13 protein-coding genes and 1 riboswitch are annotated in these 15,967 nt (G+C 72.1%); of the genes, 4 read left to right on the top strand and 9 right to left on the bottom strand.

Annotated elements, in window-relative coordinates:
• Positions 1–62: 62 nt before the first annotated feature.
• On the bottom strand, positions 63–1,079 hold the full coding sequence (locus E6R62_RS02230) for a GDSL-type esterase/lipase family protein (RefSeq protein ID WP_136210791.1): 1,017 nt from the start codon (positions 1,077–1,079) through the stop codon (positions 63–65).
• Between the two features lie 371 nt (positions 1,080–1,450).
• On the opposite strand from E6R62_RS02230, the gene E6R62_RS02225 reads away from it, so the two are divergent.
• Positions 1,451–2,905: an amino acid transporter gene (locus E6R62_RS02225; RefSeq protein WP_136210789.1), complete on the top strand. Its 1,455-nt coding sequence runs from the start codon at positions 1,451–1,453 to the stop codon at positions 2,903–2,905.
• 10 nt (positions 2,906–2,915) lie between these two features.
• Positions 2,916–3,371, top strand: coding sequence for an Lrp/AsnC family transcriptional regulator (locus E6R62_RS02220; RefSeq protein WP_030027017.1), 456 nt, complete (start codon positions 2,916–2,918; stop codon positions 3,369–3,371).
• 72 nt (positions 3,372–3,443) lie between these two features.
• Here the strand turns inward: E6R62_RS02220 and E6R62_RS02215 are convergent, their stop codons facing one another.
• Positions 3,444–3,734 carry a WhiB family transcriptional regulator gene (locus E6R62_RS02215; RefSeq protein WP_136210787.1) on the bottom strand — a complete coding sequence of 97 codons (291 nt, stop codon included), beginning with the start codon at positions 3,732–3,734 and terminating at the stop codon, positions 3,444–3,446.
• A 31-nt stretch (positions 3,735–3,765) separates the two neighbouring features.
• On the bottom strand, positions 3,766–4,593 hold the full coding sequence (locus E6R62_RS02210) for a GNAT family N-acetyltransferase (RefSeq protein WP_136211152.1): 828 nt from the start codon (positions 4,591–4,593) through the stop codon (positions 3,766–3,768).
• Between the two features lie 483 nt (positions 4,594–5,076).
• Between E6R62_RS02210 and E6R62_RS02205 the strand changes: the two genes are divergently transcribed.
• Together E6R62_RS02205 and E6R62_RS02200 are read left to right on the top strand one after the other, a co-directional pair.
• Positions 5,077–5,877: a carbon-nitrogen hydrolase family protein gene (locus E6R62_RS02205; RefSeq protein ID WP_136210785.1), complete on the top strand. Its 801-nt coding sequence runs from the start codon at positions 5,077–5,079 to the stop codon at positions 5,875–5,877.
• Positions 5,878–5,936: 59 nt separating this feature from the next.
• Positions 5,937–7,631 (top strand): NAD(P)/FAD-dependent oxidoreductase, encoded by a 1,695-nt coding sequence (locus E6R62_RS02200; RefSeq protein WP_136210783.1) that lies wholly within the window; start codon positions 5,937–5,939, stop codon positions 7,629–7,631.
• A 62-nt stretch (positions 7,632–7,693) separates the two neighbouring features.
• On the opposite strand, the gene E6R62_RS02195 is transcribed toward E6R62_RS02200, so the two are convergent.
• From E6R62_RS02195 to E6R62_RS02170, 6 genes are all read right to left on the bottom strand, one after another.
• Positions 7,694–8,374 carry a DUF5995 family protein gene (locus E6R62_RS02195; protein ID WP_136210781.1) on the bottom strand — a complete coding sequence of 227 codons (681 nt, stop codon included), beginning with the start codon at positions 8,372–8,374 and terminating at the stop codon, positions 7,694–7,696.
• A 76-nt stretch (positions 8,375–8,450) separates the two neighbouring features.
• Positions 8,451–9,845, bottom strand: coding sequence for a uracil-xanthine permease family protein (locus E6R62_RS02190; protein ID WP_136211150.1), 1,395 nt, complete (start codon positions 9,843–9,845; stop codon positions 8,451–8,453).
• An 80-nt stretch (positions 9,846–9,925) separates the two neighbouring features.
• Positions 9,926–11,146, bottom strand: a complete 1,221-nt coding sequence (locus tag E6R62_RS02185) for an MFS transporter (RefSeq protein ID WP_136210779.1) — start codon at positions 11,144–11,146, stop codon at positions 9,926–9,928.
• A gap of 84 nt (positions 11,147–11,230) precedes the next feature.
• Positions 11,231–11,968, bottom strand: a complete 738-nt coding sequence (locus tag E6R62_RS02180) for an SDR family oxidoreductase (RefSeq protein WP_136210777.1) — start codon at positions 11,966–11,968, stop codon at positions 11,231–11,233.
• Positions 11,969–12,000: 32 nt separating this feature from the next.
• Positions 12,001–12,927, bottom strand: coding sequence for an RNA polymerase sigma factor SigJ (gene sigJ, locus E6R62_RS02175; RefSeq protein ID WP_276615513.1), 927 nt, complete (start codon positions 12,925–12,927; stop codon positions 12,001–12,003).
• An 86-nt stretch (positions 12,928–13,013) separates the two neighbouring features.
• The gene (locus E6R62_RS02170) at positions 13,014–15,410 is read right to left on the bottom strand and encodes a chitinase C-terminal domain-containing protein (RefSeq protein ID WP_136210775.1); all 2,397 of its coding nucleotides are present in this window, start codon (positions 15,408–15,410) and stop codon (positions 13,014–13,016) included.
• A gap of 298 nt (positions 15,411–15,708) precedes the next feature.
• Positions 15,709–15,839: riboswitch (FMN riboswitch) on the top strand.
• Positions 15,840–15,967: the final 128 nt, after the last annotated feature.

Raw genomic sequence — 15,967 nt, 5'->3', positions numbered from 1 at the left:
TTGTGCAGGACACGTCGTCGGGGGAACGCCCTGTTCAATCGGGTCGCTGTGTCCTCTTTCACCTATCCCGCGTCGAACCCGGCCCGCCGCAGGGCCGTGACCACAGCGAGGCCCAGGACCCGGTGTCCGTCGTCGTTGGGGTGCAGCCCGTCCGCGAGGTGCTCGGGTCCGAGCAGGTCCCGGCCCGGCAGCAGGGCCAGCCGGCCGTCCCCGGCGGCGATCCGGTCGCGGACGGCGCGTTCCATGGCGTCGCGCAGGGCGCCCAGGGTCGCGCCGAGCCGGTTCGGGACGCGTTCGGCCTCGGGTCGCAGTACGGGGGACAGGAGCAGCAGCGGGGTGTGCGGGTGCCCCTGGCGTACGAGATCGAGGAAGGCGCGCGTGGTCTCGTAGAGCATCGGGGCGGAGAAGGGCACGCGGGACCAGCAGTTGGTGCCGAAGGCGAGGGTCAGGGCGTCGGCGGGGAGCCCCGCGAGCTGTTCGGCCGTGGCGAGTTCCCCGCGCGCGGCGCCCGCGTACCCCAGGTTGACGGTGTCCCAGCCCAGTTCCCGCCCGGCGACGGCGGCCCAGCCGTGGGCGGGGCGCGTGGACCACCAGCCCTCGGTGATGGAGTCGCCGTGCACCACCCAGCGCGGGGCGGGCGGGGCGGGGGAGAGGGGCCCGCCGATACCGCGCACGCCGAGGATCAGCGGTGACTGGGCCTCGGGCGGGTGGATGGTGAACGGCCCCGCGCCGCCCGGCAGTCCCATCCGTACGACGGCCTCCGGGGCCGGCTCGGTCCACACCTCCGTGACCACACCGTGGCGGTCCCACAGGGCGAAGCCGTGCGCGACGTCGCGCAGCGCGTCGGTGGGCCCGGGCACGGTCGCCCGGTACCGGACCTCCACGGCGTGCGCGCTCCCGGCGGTGAACTCCAACCGCACCCCGATGGGGATCGTGGCCCGCTCGCCGGTGTCCCAGGGCAGCCGCATGGTGTCCGCCGGGTCGGCGCGCACCGGACGGCCCTCGTCGAGCCAGGCCACTCCGCGCAGGAAGGGCCCCGGGTCCTGCCAGGTGTCGTCCGCGCCGCTCACTGCTCTCACGCATCGCCTCCGTCGTCGGGTGCGGGAACCGCTTCGACTCGTACCCCGCCGGGGAGGGGTTCGACCGCCGCGCGGCACATGCCCTGAAAAGGGGCTCAGGAGTGGCCTGCGCAGTGATCGATCATCCGCGCGCAACAAAGGACCATCCGGGACAGATCCGCGCAACGATCGTGCGCCAATGTGCAAGGATGGTGCATTACGGGCGGTATCACTCAGCTCGTAGGCTCACTCGCTGTACGTGGAGTGGCGCGCGGACCGCCTGCTCGGCGGTCCCCCATGCCCAGGCAGGCTCCTGCTCGCCTGTTCCTGCTCCGGACCGCTGCGGTCGACGCCTGAGAGTCCCCCATCCGCAGTGTCAAAGGAGTCCTTTCGTGCTCGAAACCGGCCAGGCGCCACCGCTCACGTCCGAGCCCAGCAAGCCTGCCCATCCTTTGCTGCGCCGCAAGCCGGTCGAGCAGCTGGTCGCCGAGGGCGGCCAGGGTGAGGGCGGCTCCCTGCGCCGCTCGCTCACCATGTGGCAGCTGACCATGATCAGCATCGGCGCCACCCTGGGCACCGGCATCTTCGTCGTCCTCGGCGAGGCCGCCCCCAAGGCGGGCCCGGCCGTGACGATCTCCTTCGTCATCGCGGGCCTCACCGCCCTGTTCTCGGCCCTGTCCTACGCCGAGCTGGCCGGTTCCGTCCCGGTCTCCGGGTCCTCGTACTCGTACTCCTACGCCACCATGGGCGAGTTCGTCGCCTGGATCTGCGGCTGGTGCCTGGTCCTGGAGTACGCGGTGTCCGTCGCGGCCGTCGCCGTCGGCTGGGGCCAGTACCTCAACGAGCTGCTCGACGGGACCATAGGCGTCACCCTCCCCGAGAAGATCGCGGCCCCGATGGGCGAGGGCGGCTGGATCAACCTGCCCGCGCTGATCGTCGTCCTGCTCGCCATGGTCTTCCTGATGCGCGGCGCCAAGGAGAGCGCCACGATCAACTCGATCATGGTCGGCGTGAAGATCGTGACGCTCGTGCTCTTCATCGGCATCGGCGTCATGGGCATCAAGTCCGGCAACTACACCCCGCTGGCCCCGCTCGGCGTCACCGGCATCAGCGCCGCCGCCTCCACGCTCTTCTTCTCCTACATCGGCTTCGACGCCGCCTCCACCGCCGGTGAGGAAGCCAAGAACCCGAAGAAGGACCTGCCGCGCGCGATCATGCTCTCCCTGGGCATCGTCACGATCCTGTACGTCCTCGTCGCCTTCGTCGCCGTCGGCGCCATGCCGTGGAAGGACTTCGCGGGCACCGAGGCCGCGCTCGCCCAGATCATGACCAACGTGACCGGCACCAGCGTCTGGGGCGTCGTCCTCGCCGCCGGCGCGGTCGTCGCCATCGCCTCCGTCGTCTTCGCCGTGCTCTACGGCCAGACCCGCATCCTCTTCGCGATGTCCCGCGACGGCCTCGTCCCCAAGGTCTTCGCCAAGGTCGACGCCAAGACCGGCGCGCCCCGCGCCAACGTGGTGATCGTCTCGCTCTTCTGCGGCGCCCTCGCCGCCTTCATCCCGCTGGGCGAGCTCGCGAACGCCACCAGCATCGGCACGCTCTTCGCCTTCGCCCTGGTCAACGTGGCCGTCGTCATCCTGCGCCGCACCAAGCCCGACATGCCGCGCACCTTCAAGGTGGCGCTCTTCCCGGTGACGCCGATCCTCGGCTTCCTCGCCTGCGCGTACATGATGTACAGCCTGCCGGGCGCCACGTGGGTCGCGTTCGGTGTCTGGATGGCCGTCGGCCTCGTGGTCTACTTCCTGTACGGCATCCGCCGCTCCCGACTGGCCACAGCAGAAAAGTGATCCACCCGCAGTGCGACTGAACGATCTCGACGAACGCATCGTGCACGCCCTCGCCGAGGACGCCCGGCGTTCCTACGCGGACATCGGCTCCGAGGTCGGGCTCTCCGCCCCCGCCGTGAAGCGGCGCGTGGACCGGCTGCGCGCGGAAGGGGCCATCACCGGCTTCACCGTCCGCGTCGACCCGGCCGCCATGGGCTGGGAGACCGAGGGCTTCATCGAGATCTACTGTCGCCACAACACCTCGCCGGACGACATCCGGCGAGGCCTGGAGCGGTATCCCGAGGTGGTGTCCGCGTCGACCGTCACCGGCGACGCGGACGCCCTCGTCCAGATCTTCGCCTCCGACATGCGCCACTTCGAGCGGGTGCTGGAGCGCATCGCGGGAGAGCCCTTCGTGGAGCGCACCAAGTCGGTCCTGGTGCTCTCCCCGCTGCTGCGCCGCTTCACCTCCGGCGCCCCCGCCTGAGCCCTCGGGCGCCCGGTCCCCTCCGCCGCGGGGTGCTCCCACGCGCGGCTTCTTCCGGCCCGCGGGGTGTTCTCAGACCCGGGCCGGGGTGCGCTCGTCCAGCAGGGCGCGGCGCTCCTCCTCCGTGAGGCCGCCCCACACCCCGAACGGCTCGCGGGTCGTCAGCGCGTGTTCCAGGCAGGCCGCGCGCACCGGGCATCCGGCGCAGACGCGCTTGGCCGCCTCGTCCCGGACCTCGCGGTCCTCGCCCCGCTCCCCGGCGGGGTGGAAGAACCGGCCGGAACCCAGGTCCCGACAGGCGGCACGGGTCTGCCACTGCCAGTAGTGGTGGGCGGAACCCGGCAGGCGGGAGACGTCGGACATGGCGGTTCCTTTCCGTGGGAAGTCGTCGGTATCAGCGCGTGTGACCCTTCCCCGTCCCCTGAAACCCGTTCTCCCGTACGGGAATCCCCGCATCCCCGCTCGGCGGCGCCGGGTCCGCTCCCGCGCCGCCCGGGGACGTCTCCGGAGCGACGCCGGGGGTGCGCAGCCCGATGAACACCGGCTCGCGGCGCAGGACGAACCCCATCGACCGGTACAGCCGGATCGCGCCGGTGTTGGCGGCGGCCGCGTGCAGGAAGGGCACGTCCCCGCGTTCGCGGACCGCCGCGGCCACCGCGCGTACCAGCCGCCCGGCCAGTCCCTCGCCCCGGTGGTCGGGACGGGTGCACACCGCGCTGATCTCCGACCAGCCGGGCGGTCGCATCCGCTCGCCGGCCATCGCGACCAGGCGGCCGCCGCGCCGTATCCCGAGGTACGTGCCCAGTTCCACGGTGCGCGGGGCGAACGGGCCCGGCTCGGTCAGGCGCACCAGCTCCAGCATCTCGGCCACGTCGGCCGGCCCCAGCCGGACCGCCTCGGGGTCGGCCTCGGCCCGCACCGCGCTGCCGTCCAACTGCACGCCCGGTATGGAACGCACCGTCTCCCAGCCTTCGGGCGGGGTCGGCAGACCGGTGAGCCAGACCTCCCGGCCGGGGCCGACGAGGGCCGCCAGGTCCGCCCACGCCCGCGGGTCCGCCGGATCGGCGAGGGCCGCGAAGGGGTTGGCGTCCGGCAGGTAGCGGGCCGCGCGTCCGACCACCTCGGCGTAGTCGCGGTGCGTGCCCGCGAGGGCGGCCCAGACCGGGTTGTCCAGGGGGTGGGCGACGTCGGTGGCGGTGAGGGTGTCCCAGTCGGGGGCCATGGGCGGCGGGTCCTTCGGGTCGGGGGCGTGCGGCATCGGCGCGCCCGCCTGCCCGACGGCCCCGGGGGGCCGCCACGACGCCGCGGGGCACGGCCACGGACGTCAGCGCCCCACCGCGGCCGTTTATGCCCCGGGCCGGGAGGGCGAGGGGTGATCCCGGCCCGGGACACCGGCCCGGAAGCCCCCTCGCCACCCGCCGGCCGGGCCGGCGTCCGGCAAGGGAATTCCCCGCCACCCGGGTCCGCGCGTACCCTCGTACCCGCGCCCTTCGCGCGCCCGCGCCGCCGCGACGACGGGACCCGACAGCGGCCCGAGACGGGTCGGACACCAGGGCCGCACAGCGGCCGTGCAACGAATCTCCGCGACAGCCGCGAAACACGCAACGAATCGATGCTCCGAGCGCAACGGACACGTCTTGTCGCGGTCGAACGGACGAACGTACCGTCTAAGGACGCCCTCCCCACCCGTCACAGAGGTACGCCCATGCCCCCGCTGCGCACCGCTCTCCTCCAGAGCTCCGGAGTCCTCGGCCACCCCGCCGAGAACCTCAAGAGGCTCGACGAGGCCGCGGCGCGCGCCGCACAGGGCGGGGCCGGGCTCCTCGTGACCTCGGAGATGTTCCTGACCGGCTACGCGCTGGACCTCCAGGACATCCCCGCGCTCGCCGAACCGGCCGACGGCCCGTCCGCCGTCGCCATCGGCGAGATCGCCCGCCGCCACGGTGTCGCCGTCCTGTACGGCTACCCCGAGCGGGCGGGCGAGGCGGTGTACAACTCGGCGCAGCTCATCGGCCCCGATGGGACCGCGCTCGCGAACTACCGCAAGACGCATCTCTTCGGCTGCTTCGAACAGGACGCCTTCACCCCCGGCGACACCCCCGTCGTCCAGGCGGACCTGAACGGCCTCCGCGTCGGCGTCATGATCTGTTATGACGTGGAGTTCCCCGAGAACGTCCGGGCCCACGCGCTCGCCGGGACCGACCTCCTCCTGGTTCCGACCGCGCAGATGCACCCGTTCCAGTTCGTCGCCGAACAGCTGGTACCGGTACGGGCCTTCGAGAACCAGATGTACGTGGCGTACGTCAACCGCACCGGTCCCGAGGGCGAGTTCGAGTTCGTCGGCCTCAGCTGCCTGGCCAGTCCCGACGGGGTCACCCGCACGCGGGCCGGCCGGGGCGAGGAGCTGGTCCTCGGTGACGTGGACCCCGAGCTGCTGCGGGTCTCGCGCGAGACCAACCCGTACCTGCGCGACCGCCGCCCCGGGCTCTACGCCTCCCTCGTCTGAGCCCTCCCCCTCCCCGCCCGCCCCACCTGCCACAGTCCGTTCGCAAGGAGCCGTACCCCATGACGTCCACGGTGCCCACCGCCGTCCCGCACAGCGACGGACAGCCCCCGATCACCATGTTCGGTCCGGACTTCCCGTACGCGTACGACGACTTCCTCGCCCACCCGGCGGGGCTCGGTCAGGTACCGGCGACCGAACACGGCACCGAGGTCGCCGTCATCGGCGGCGGGCTGTCCGGCATCATCTCCGCCTACGAGCTGATGAAGATGGGCCTCAAGCCCGTCGTGTACGAGGCCGACCAGATCGGCGGCAGGCTGCGGACCGTCGGGTTCGACGGCCCGGGCACGGACGGTCTCACGGCCGAGATGGGCGCGATGCGCTTCCCGCCGTCCTCCACCGCCCTCCAGCACTACATCGACCTCGTCGGCCTGGTCACGGAGCCCTTCCCGAACCCGCTCGCCGAGGCCACCCCCTCGACGGTCGTCGATCTCAAGGGCGAGACCCACTACGCCGAGACCATCGCCGACCTCCCGCAGGTCTACCGCGACGTGTCCGCCGCGTGGAACGCCTGTCTGGAGGAGGGCGCCGACTTCTCCGACATGAACACCGCGATGCGCGAGCGGGACGTCCCGCGCATCCGCGAGATCTGGGCGAAGCTCGTCGAGAAGCTCGACGACGAGACCTTCTACGGCTTCCTCTGCAAGTCCGAGGCCTTCCAGTCCTTCCGCAAGCGCGAGATCTTCGGCCAGGTCGGCTTCGGCACCGGTGGTTGGGACACCGACTTCCCGAACTCCATCCTGGAGATCCTGCGCGTCGTCTACACCGAGGCGGACGACCACCACCGCGGCATCGTCGGCGGCTCGCAGCAGCTGCCCCTGCGGATGTGGGAGCGCGAGCCCGAGAAGATCGTCCACTGGGCCCAGGGCACCTCGCTGTCCTCCCTGCACGACGGCACCCCGCGCCCGGCCGTGACCCGCCTGCACCGCACGGCCGGCAACCGCATCACGGTCACGGACGCTTCCGGCGACATCCGCACCTACCGGGCCGCGATCTTCACCGCCCAGTCGTGGATGCTGCTGTCGAAGATCGCGTGCGACGACACGCTCTTCCCGATCGACCACTGGACGGCGATCGAGCGGACCCACTACATGGAGTCCTCGAAGCTGTTCATCCCGGTGGACCGGCCGTTCTGGCTGGACAAGGACGAGGAGACCGGCCGCGACGTCATGTCGATGACGCTGACCGACCGGATGACCCGCGGCACCTACCTGCTGGACAACGGCCCCGACCAGCCGGCCGTCATCTGCCTGTCGTACACCTGGTGCGACGACAGCCTGAAGTGGCTGCCGCTGTCCGCGAACGAGCGGATGGAGGTCATGCTGAAGTCCCTCGGCGAGATCTACCCGAAGGTCGACATCCGGCGCCACATCATCGGCAACCCGGTGACGGTGTCCTGGGAGAACGAGCCCTACTTCATGGGCGCGTTCAAGGCGAACCTCCCGGGCCACTACCGCTACCAGCGCCGCCTGTTCACCCACTTCATGCAGGACAGCCTCCCCGAGGACAAGCGCGGCATCTTCCTCGCGGGCGACGACATCTCCTGGACGGCGGGTTGGGCCGAGGGCGCGGTCCAGACGGCCCTCAACGCCGTCTGGGGCGTGATGCACCACCTGGGCGGCTCCACCGACGCCACCAACCCCGGCCCCGGCGACGTCTACGACGAGATCGCCCCGGTCGTACTCCCCGAGGACTGACCCGTCCCCGGCCCCGATCACGGGCCGCCCCCGCGCTCCCCCGGCGCGGCGGCGGCCCGTTCTCATGCCCGGGCGGCGAAGGCCAGGGCCGCCCGGGGCCTGAGGGACATCGGGGTGAGCAGGCAACGGCCCACCAGGCCGACGCCCGCGTCGAGGGATTCGCGGAACTCCTCGGCCAGTTCCGGCGAGCGGCGCAACGTCCACAGGAGACGGGCCGCCGCCCAGGCGCCCGAGCGGGCGCGGTCCAGGCTCCAGGAGCCCAGCAGGTGCGTCAGCGGGTCGGCGACCTCCAGCAGGTCGGGGCCGGGCATCAGGTCCTCGCGGATGCGCTCCTCCAGTGAGACCAGTACGTCCCCGACCCGGTCGAAGTCCGCTTCCAGGGCCCCCGGTTCGCAGCGGAGTCGGTGGCAGGTGGCGACCACCGCCAGCGCGAGGTCGTGACCGATGTGCGCGTTGATCCCGGCCAGCGCGTGCTGGAGCGGACGGACGCCGGGGTGGCGGCGGTACTGGAGCAGGGGCCGCCAGCAGGCGGGGGCGCGATCGGCCTCCACCGCCGCCAGGTAGCGCTCGGCGAAGCGGACCGCCAGGGTCTGGGCCCGGCGCGGCGCGGGGAAGTCCCCGTCCCGGACGCGCCGCTGGAGCGTCTCCGTCACCGTCAGGTAGACCCGGTTGAAGACGGCGACACCGTCCTGCGCGGGCAGCCGCTCGTCCAGGGCGCGCATCCGCGCGAGCACCGCTTCCATGGGAGGCAGCGTCGCAGCCGGGGCCACCCGATCGGGGAACTTGGCCGTACGCTTCCCCGGTTCGGGCGAAACTCCGTCAACCGCGCGTGTCCGGGGCGCCCCGGTCGTCGTAGGCGGAGGTACCCGCGTCGAGCAGCGGTCCCTGCCCCTTGAGGTGGGCGGGGGCCAGGTACCGCAGCACGTGGTAGCCGGTGATCACCACGATCGTCCCCAGCGCGATGCCGCCCAGCTCGAACGTGCCGGCGATGTGCAGTTCGACGCCGCCGATGCCGATGATGATGCCGGCCGCGGCCGGGACCAGGTTCAGCGGATTGCGCAGGTCCACCCCGGCGTTCAGCCAGATCTGGGCGCCGAGCAGGCCGATCATCCCGTACAGGATCACGGTGATGCCGCCGAGCACCCCGCCGGGGATCGCGGCGACGACCGCCCCGAACTTCGGGCACAGGCCGAACAGCAGGGCGAAGCCCGCCGCCGCCCAGTACGCCGCCGTCGAGTAGACGCGGGTGGCCGCCATGACGCCGATGTTCTCGGAGTAGGTGGTGTTCGGGGGACCGCCGAGCGCGGTGGACAGCATCGAGGCCGCGCCGTCGGCCGCGATGGCGGTGCCCAGCTCGTCGTCGAGCGGGTCGCCGGTCATCTCGCCGACGGCCTTGATGTGTCCGGTGTTCTCCGCGACGAGGGCGATGACCACGGGCAGCGCGATGAGGATCGCCGACCATTCGAACGCCGGGGCGTGGAAGGACGGCAGTCCGATCCAATCGGCCTTCGTGACCGCGGAGAGGTCCAGGCGCCAGTGGTCGACGGCGGGTCCGCCGCCCGTCGTCGAGTGGATCTTGCCGAAGGCGAGGTCGAAGAGCCAGGAGATTCCGTAGCCGAAGAGCAGACCCAGGAAGATCGCGATCCGGGACCAGAACCCGCGCAGGCACACCACGGCCAGTCCGGTGAAGAGCATCGTCAGCAACGCCGTCCACTGGTCCTGCGGCCAGTACGTCGACGCGGTCACGGGCGCCAGGTTGAACCCGATCAGCATCACCACGGCGCCGGTGACGACCGGCGGCATCGCCGCGTGGATGATCCGTGCCCCGAAGCGCTGCACGGCCACGCCCGCGAGGAAGAGCGCCGCCCCGACGACGAACACCGCGCCGGTGACGACCGCGCTGTCCCCGCCGCCCGCCCGGATCGCCGCGGCCACACCCACGAACGAGAGGGAACAGCCCAGGTACGAGGGCACCCGGCCGCGCGTCGCCAGCAGGAAGACGACGGTCGCGACGCCCGACATCATGATGGCGAGGTTCGGGTCCAGGCCCATCAGGACCGGCGCGACGAAGCTCGCGCCGAACATCGCCACCACGTGCTGGGCGCCGAGCCCGGCGGTCCGCGGCCACGACAGCCGCTCGTCCGGCCGGACCACCGCCCCGGGGGCGGGCGTCCGCCCGTCACCGTGCAGGGTCCAGCCCACGCCGAAGCCCATCTCCACCACTTCCGTTCCGCCGCCCGATCACCGATATTGGCTGCACGCGGTCAAAAGACTCGCGCGGGCCAGCGGACATCCTACGGGCGGATAGCGGCCGGTTCGTCCCGATTGGCCGGGCCGTCGTCCTCTTCGCCCGCCGGCCGGCGCCGCAGCACCGCCGCGCCCGCCACCAGGGCGAACGCCAGCAGCGTGACCAGGGCGAACGACACCACCAGCGAGGTCGCGTCCGCCACCGCCCCGATCGCCGAGGGGGCGATCAGGCCCGAGGTGTACGTGATCGTCGCCACCCCCGCCAGGGCCTGCGCCGGGGCGGGCCCACTGCGCGCCGCCGCCGCGAAGGCCAACGGCACGACCACCGCGATGCCCAGCCCGATCAGGGCGAACCCGGTCAGGGCGCCGGCCGGGTGCCGGAGCGCCACCACCGACAGCCCGCCCGCCGTGGCCAGCAGCCCGCCGGCCCGCACGGTGCGGACCGGGCCGAAGCGGTCGACCACCCGGTCCCCGGCGAGCCGCGCGAGCGCCATGGTCAGCGCGAAGGCGGTGGTGCAGGCGGCAGCGAGGCCCGCGTCCGTGTGCAGGACCCCGCGCAGGTAGACGGCCGACCAGTCCAACCCCGCGCCTTCGGCGAAGACCGCGCAGAACCCCACCGCGCCGATGAGCAGCGCGGACCTGGGCGGCAGCGCGAAGCGGGGCGGCGCCTCGGCCCCCACCTCGCCGGGCGGGTCCAGGACGCCCCGTACGGCGCACAGCCCCGCCGCCGTCAGGGCGAGCGCCGCGACGAGGTGGTGCGGTCGGGCGTCGGCGCCGGCGTGCGCCGCGACCGTACCGGCCGCCGAGCCGATCAGCGCCCCCACGCTCCACATGCCGTGCAGGGAGGACATGATCGAGCGGCCGAGCCGGTCCTCGGTCTCCACACCGAGCGCGTTCATCGCCACGTCGGCCATGCCGGAGGCGGCCCCGTAGACGAACAGGGCGCAGCAGAGGGCGGGCAGGCCGGGGGCGAGGCTCGGAAGGGCAAGGGACAGGGTCCACAGGGCCAGCAGGCCGCGCAGCGCGGTTCGGGACCCGAACCGGTGGTTGACCCGTCCGGCGAGCGGCATCGCCAGGGCCGCGCCCAGGGCGGGGAAGGCGAGGGCCAGGCCCAACGCGCCGGCGCCCAGCCCCGCGTGGTCCTGGATCCAGGGGATGCGGGTGGCGAACGAGCCGGTCACCGCGCCGTGGACGCAGAAGACGGCGGCTATCGCGAGTCGGGCGCGGCGCAGGCGCGCGGGGCCGAGGTCCGTGTCCCCGTTCGTCATCACGCCAACCTACCGAACCACGCCCGCCTACGGTCCCCCTCCGCCCCCCGCCTACGGGCCCACGCCGACGGTGGGCAGCCCCGATCAGCCCGCGTTCCGCAGGAACTCCGCGAAGCCCTCCCGCCCCACGGCCCGCGACGGCGCCAGGTGGCCGCCCCGGCGGAACGCCGCGTACGCCTTGCCCGCCAGCGGTACCTGGACCACCCGCCGACGGCGGCCCGTCGCGGCCAGCCGGGCGCGGACCAGCTCCGCCAGTGTGCGGATCTGCGGCCCGCCCATGTCCGGGACCCGCCCCGCCGGCGCCGGCACCGCCAGCTCCGCGAGCCGGTCCGCGACCTCCCCCACGGCGATCGGCTGCACCCGTACGCCCTTCGGCACCGGCGCCACCGGCAGCTTCCCGAGCGCGTCCGCGAGCTGCGCCACCAAGTCGTGGAACTGGGTCGTCCGCAGGATCGTGACACCGAGTCCCGATTCCTCCAGCAGCCGTTCCACCTCGTGCTTCGTCACGTAGTAGCCGAACGGCACCGCGTCCACCCCGACGATCGAGATGTAGACGACGTTGGTGACGGTCCCCGCACGCCGGGCCGCCTCGATCAGGTGCCCGGCCGCCACGTCGTCGCCGCCCCTCGGCGAGCTCGCGCAGTGCACGACGACCTCCGCGCCCGCCATGGCCGCGTCCAGCCCGCTGCCGTCCCGCAGATCGACGGGGTACTCCTTCGAGCTCCGGCTCAGGACGCGGACCTCGTGGCCCGCCTCCCGCAGCCGGGTGACGACGAGCGCCCCGAGGTTGCCGGTGCCTCCGGTGACCAAAATCGTGCTCATGGCGATGTGCGTCCTTCCCTGGGAAAGTGCCTTCACCAACCAGGACCGGGCAGCCCCTGCGAATGTGACAACTGGCGCAGCACGAACTCCAACTTCTCCGGGTTCACCACCGCCCGCATCCCGCCGACCAGCGCGTCCCCGCCGTCCGGCCCGTCCTCGAACTCCACGACCAGCACCGCCACGTCGCCGAAGACCAGCGCGGGCATGCCGTTGACCTCCGCGTGGGCCACCGGCAGGCCCGCCGTGTACTTCGCCAGCGCCCCCACCACGAACCGCGCCACCTTCTCCCGGCCCACGACGGGCCGCCGCGCAGCGTTGACCACCCCGCCGCCGTCCGACACGTAGCGCGCGTCGGCGCTGAGCAGGCTCTCCAACCGCGCGAGGTCCCCGTCGCGCGCCGCCGCCATGAACGTCTCCACCAGGCCCCGCCACCGCTGCGGGTCGGCCCGGAAGCGGGGCCGCGGCTCCTCCACCCGCCTCGCCGCACGCCGGTACAACTGGCGGGAGTTGGCCTCGGTGAGGTCGAGCAGTTCGGCGATCTCCCGGTGCCCGTAGGCGAACGCCTCGCGCAGTACGTACACGGCCCGCTCCACCGGGGTGAGCCGCTCCAGCAGCACCAACAGGGCCATCGAGACGCCGTCGCGCCGCTCCGCCGAGTCCAGCGGGCCCAGCGTGCCGTCGGAGGTGAGCACCGGCTCCGGCAACCAGGGGCCCACGTACTCCTCGCGCCGGGTTCGGGCCGAGGTCAGACGGGTCAGGCACAGGCGGGTCACGGTCTTCGCCAGCCAGGCGCCGGGGTGCTCGACGTCGCCCCGGTCGGCCGCGCTCCAGCGCAGGTAGGCGTCCTGCACGGTGTCCTCGGCCTCGTGCGCGGAGCCCAGCATCCGGTAGGCGATGCCGAACATCCGCCCCCGGTGTTCCTCGAAGTCCGCCGCGGAGGCGGGTGCGGGCGTGTTCACCGGAGCAGCGTACGTGCAGGGACCCGGTGGCCGCCGGGCCACCGGGTCCTCCGCTCGCGGGGGTCAGCCGCCCTCCGCCGCGGGTGTCAGCAGGCGCCCTGGTCCTTCCAGACGCCCCAGTCGCCCGTGGTACCGGGTTCCTCGTTCTGCGTCCACCACTGGGCCTTCCAGGTGTGGCCCCGGTGGGAGACGACCGTGCCGCCCGTGTAGACCTGCCCGGCGACGTACGCCGGGGCGGTGCAGGTCCCGCCGGGGGGAGGCGTCGTGGGCGGGGTGGTGGGAGGTGTGGTCGGCGGGGTGGTGGGCGTGGTCGGGGTGGGGGTCGGCGTGGTCGGGGTCGGGGTCGGGGTCGGCGTGCTCGTGCCGCCCGGCTCGACCACCGTCGTACCGCGCGCCAGGTCGCCGGCGATCCCGTACGTCTTGCCGCCGAAGGTCACCGTCCAGTTGGACGGGGTGGAGGTCGGCAGGTAGTAGACGAAGTCGAGTTCCGCCGAAGCGCCGGGGGCGAGGGACTGCCAGGCGGGCAGCTTGAGCGAGACCCGGTTGTAGTCGCCCTTCAGGCCGCCCACGTTGCTTCCGGTGTGGTCGCTGCGAATGACCGTGGTGCCCCATCCGGACTGGTCCTTGGCGTTGTTCGGCGCCGAGGAGGAGTAGTCGAACCGGAACTCCGTGCCGCCCGGCAGCGTCGCGGTCGTGTTGTTGGTGATCTTGAGCTTGGGGCTGATCGGGTAGTTGGAGTCGCCCAGCGGGAACTGGGTGAAGTCCACGTCCACCTTGACCGCTTCGGTGGGCATGGGGATCGTGGCGCGCTTGGCGCCGTACGGCGCAGCCGACTTGAACTTCTCGTACATCGTCGAGGTGAGCGTGTCGCCCATCTCGTACTGGCCCTTGACGGCGTTGTAGCCGTAGTCGCCCGCCAACTCCCACACCATCGTGCCGCCGATGCCCTTGTCCACCACGTAGGCGGCCTTGGCGGCGACGGACTGCTCGTCCTCCGTCGACAGGAAGACCTTCTTCTGGTCGTTCCACAGCCACGGCGCCACCAGCGTGGAGTCGTACTTGCGGGCGTAGGTGCCGGTCAGCGTGGTGTTCGCGGGGAAGCCGTACTTGGTGACGTAGTCGCCGACGACGCCTTTCTCCAGGTTCTTCGCGTGCCACATCGGGTTGGAACCGGCCGGGGACTCCTTGCCCGCCGTGTCCAGGTCGTGCCACAGGTTGTCGATGCCGACCGCGCCGTCACCGCACTTGGTCAGTCCGGCGCCGGCCGGACAGTCGGTGGCCGGGGCCTTGCCCCACAGGCCGTCGGTGCCGCCCTGCACGTTCTTGAACCCGCGGGTGTAGTACGGCAGGCCCATGTTGATGCGGCCCGGTGGCATCGAGCCGCGGAAGTAGTGGTAGGCCCAGTCGGAGTTCAGGTACCCGATGCCGCCGTACTGCGAGGTGGAGTAGACGCCGGCGGCGGCCAGTTCGCCGTCCTTGCCGTCGTCGAAGAGGGAGGCGTTGGGGCCGACGTACTCGTTCCAGGCGCCGTGCAGGTCGTAGGACATGATGTTGACGTAGTCCAGGTACCTCTGCATCTGGAACGTCTCCATGCCCCGCAGCAGGTAGCCGGAGGAGGGCGCGGCGACCGACAGCAGGTAATGCCGGCCGTCGGCGGCGCCCGCGCGGTCGAGCTTCTCGCGCAGCGACTTCATCAGCGCGGCGTAACCCTTGACCAGCCCGGCCCGGCGGGCGTTGGAGAGCTGCCAGTCGAGCGGGTTGCCCGCGTCCTTCATCGTCGTGGGGTACTCGTAGTCGATGTCGACGCCGTTGAAGCCGTACTTGCGGATGAACGCGACGGAGGAGTCGGCGAAGGTGTCGATCCCGGCCTGGTTGACCGAACCGTCAGCGTTGGTGGCCATCGAGTAGAAGCCGCCGGAGGCGACCCGGTTGCCGTCGTCGCCGAAGTAGCCACCGGTCTCCGCCCACCCGCCCACCGAGATCAGCGTCTTGACGTCGGGGTACTGCTTCTTGAATTTGTTCAGCAGGTTGAAGTGGCCCTTGTAGGGGAGGGCCGGGTCCATCTCGGCGCCGGCGACCCCGGGCCAGGTCATCCCGGTGGCGGCGTTGTTCGCGTTGTCCGCGCCGACCGAGATCTTGTTGTCGGAGCCGACGTGGGCGAAGGCGTAGTTCAGGTGGGTCACCTTGGACCAGGGGATGTCGCCGGCGAGGTAGGCCGGGGTGCCGTCCTTGCCGGTACGCCAGCCCGTGAAGTAGCCGATGACCCGGCGCTGGTGGTCGGCGCCCATCTTCTCGCGGCCTTCGGAGTCGTAGACCGAGCAGTACGGGACGTCGACACCGGGCGTCGTGTACAGCCCGTCGGGGCGGCAACTCTGGTTGTCGGCGGCTTGGGACACGCCCGTCGAGAGGCCGGCGACCAGCAGTCCGGCGATCGCGGCGCCGGATGCCAGAAGCATCGCTCTCGTACGTGTGGGGGACGGCATGGTGCCTCCTGGGGAGGGGAGGATGGCAGGACACGACGGCTCAATGTGCGGCGGTGCGGCATTGGTTGGCCCGCGGCGTGCGCACGCCGGCGGGCCTCCTCCCGGGGAAGATGAAGGGAACGTTAAGAGGACTAGACCACCGCGTCAATAGGTCTGGACCAACGCGCGCGTGCCGTCCCGGCCCGCGGGGGCCGGCCGGATCGTTCCGCTTGAGAACGGCCGGTTTGTGAGCCAGGCCACAGCGTCTCGCCCGCATGGCCGCAGATCGCCCGTGGCACACTGGCCCTAGTACCAGTAGCAGCGCACTCCGGGGTCGGTGTAATTCCGAACCGGCGGTTATAGTCCGCGACCCGTCCGCAGCCGGCGGCCGGTTGACCAGGTGAAATTCCTGGACCGACGGTTAAAGTCCGGATGGGAGGCAGTGCGCGGCGGGCCAGTCACCGGTACGCCGCCGTCGGCGGTCCATCGGGCACATCCCACGGGATGTCGCCGAGAGGACCGGTTTTTCCGGCTCGGCGTCCCCGCGTGTGCTTCCCGCTTCATCTGTCGTATCCCGA

It is taken from the genome of Streptomyces sp. A1136 (assembly GCF_004795055.1).
Taxonomy (GTDB): Bacteria; Actinomycetota; Actinomycetes; order Streptomycetales; family Streptomycetaceae; genus Streptomyces.
The sequence above is the reverse complement of the archived record's forward strand: the minus strand, read 5'-3'. Positions and strand labels throughout refer to the sequence as shown.

What these genes read in the sequence shown, in the direction of transcription:
- E6R62_RS02190 (WP_136211150.1), bottom strand. Translation starts at nt 9,845, where the DNA reads ATGGGCTTCGGCGTGGGCTGGACCCTGCACGGTGACGGGCGGACGCCC.
- E6R62_RS02210 (WP_136211152.1), bottom strand. Translation starts at nt 4,593, where the DNA reads ATGGCCCCCGACTGGGACACCCTCACCGCCACCGACGTCGCCCACCCC.
- E6R62_RS02185 (WP_136210779.1), bottom strand. Translation starts at nt 11,146, where the DNA reads ATGACGAACGGGGACACGGACCTCGGCCCCGCGCGCCTGCGCCGCGCC.
- E6R62_RS02170 (WP_136210775.1), bottom strand. Translation starts at nt 15,410, where the DNA reads ATGCCGTCCCCCACACGTACGAGAGCGATGCTTCTGGCATCCGGCGCC.
- E6R62_RS02205 (WP_136210785.1), top strand. Translation starts at nt 5,077, where the DNA reads ATGCCCCCGCTGCGCACCGCTCTCCTCCAGAGCTCCGGAGTCCTCGGC.
- E6R62_RS02200 (WP_136210783.1), top strand. Translation starts at nt 5,937, where the DNA reads ATGACGTCCACGGTGCCCACCGCCGTCCCGCACAGCGACGGACAGCCC.
- E6R62_RS02180 (WP_136210777.1), bottom strand. Translation starts at nt 11,968, where the DNA reads ATGAGCACGATTTTGGTCACCGGAGGCACCGGCAACCTCGGGGCGCTC.
- E6R62_RS02195 (WP_136210781.1), bottom strand. Translation starts at nt 8,374, where the DNA reads ATGGAAGCGGTGCTCGCGCGGATGCGCGCCCTGGACGAGCGGCTGCCC.
- E6R62_RS02215 (WP_136210787.1), bottom strand. Translation starts at nt 3,734, where the DNA reads ATGTCCGACGTCTCCCGCCTGCCGGGTTCCGCCCACCACTACTGGCAG.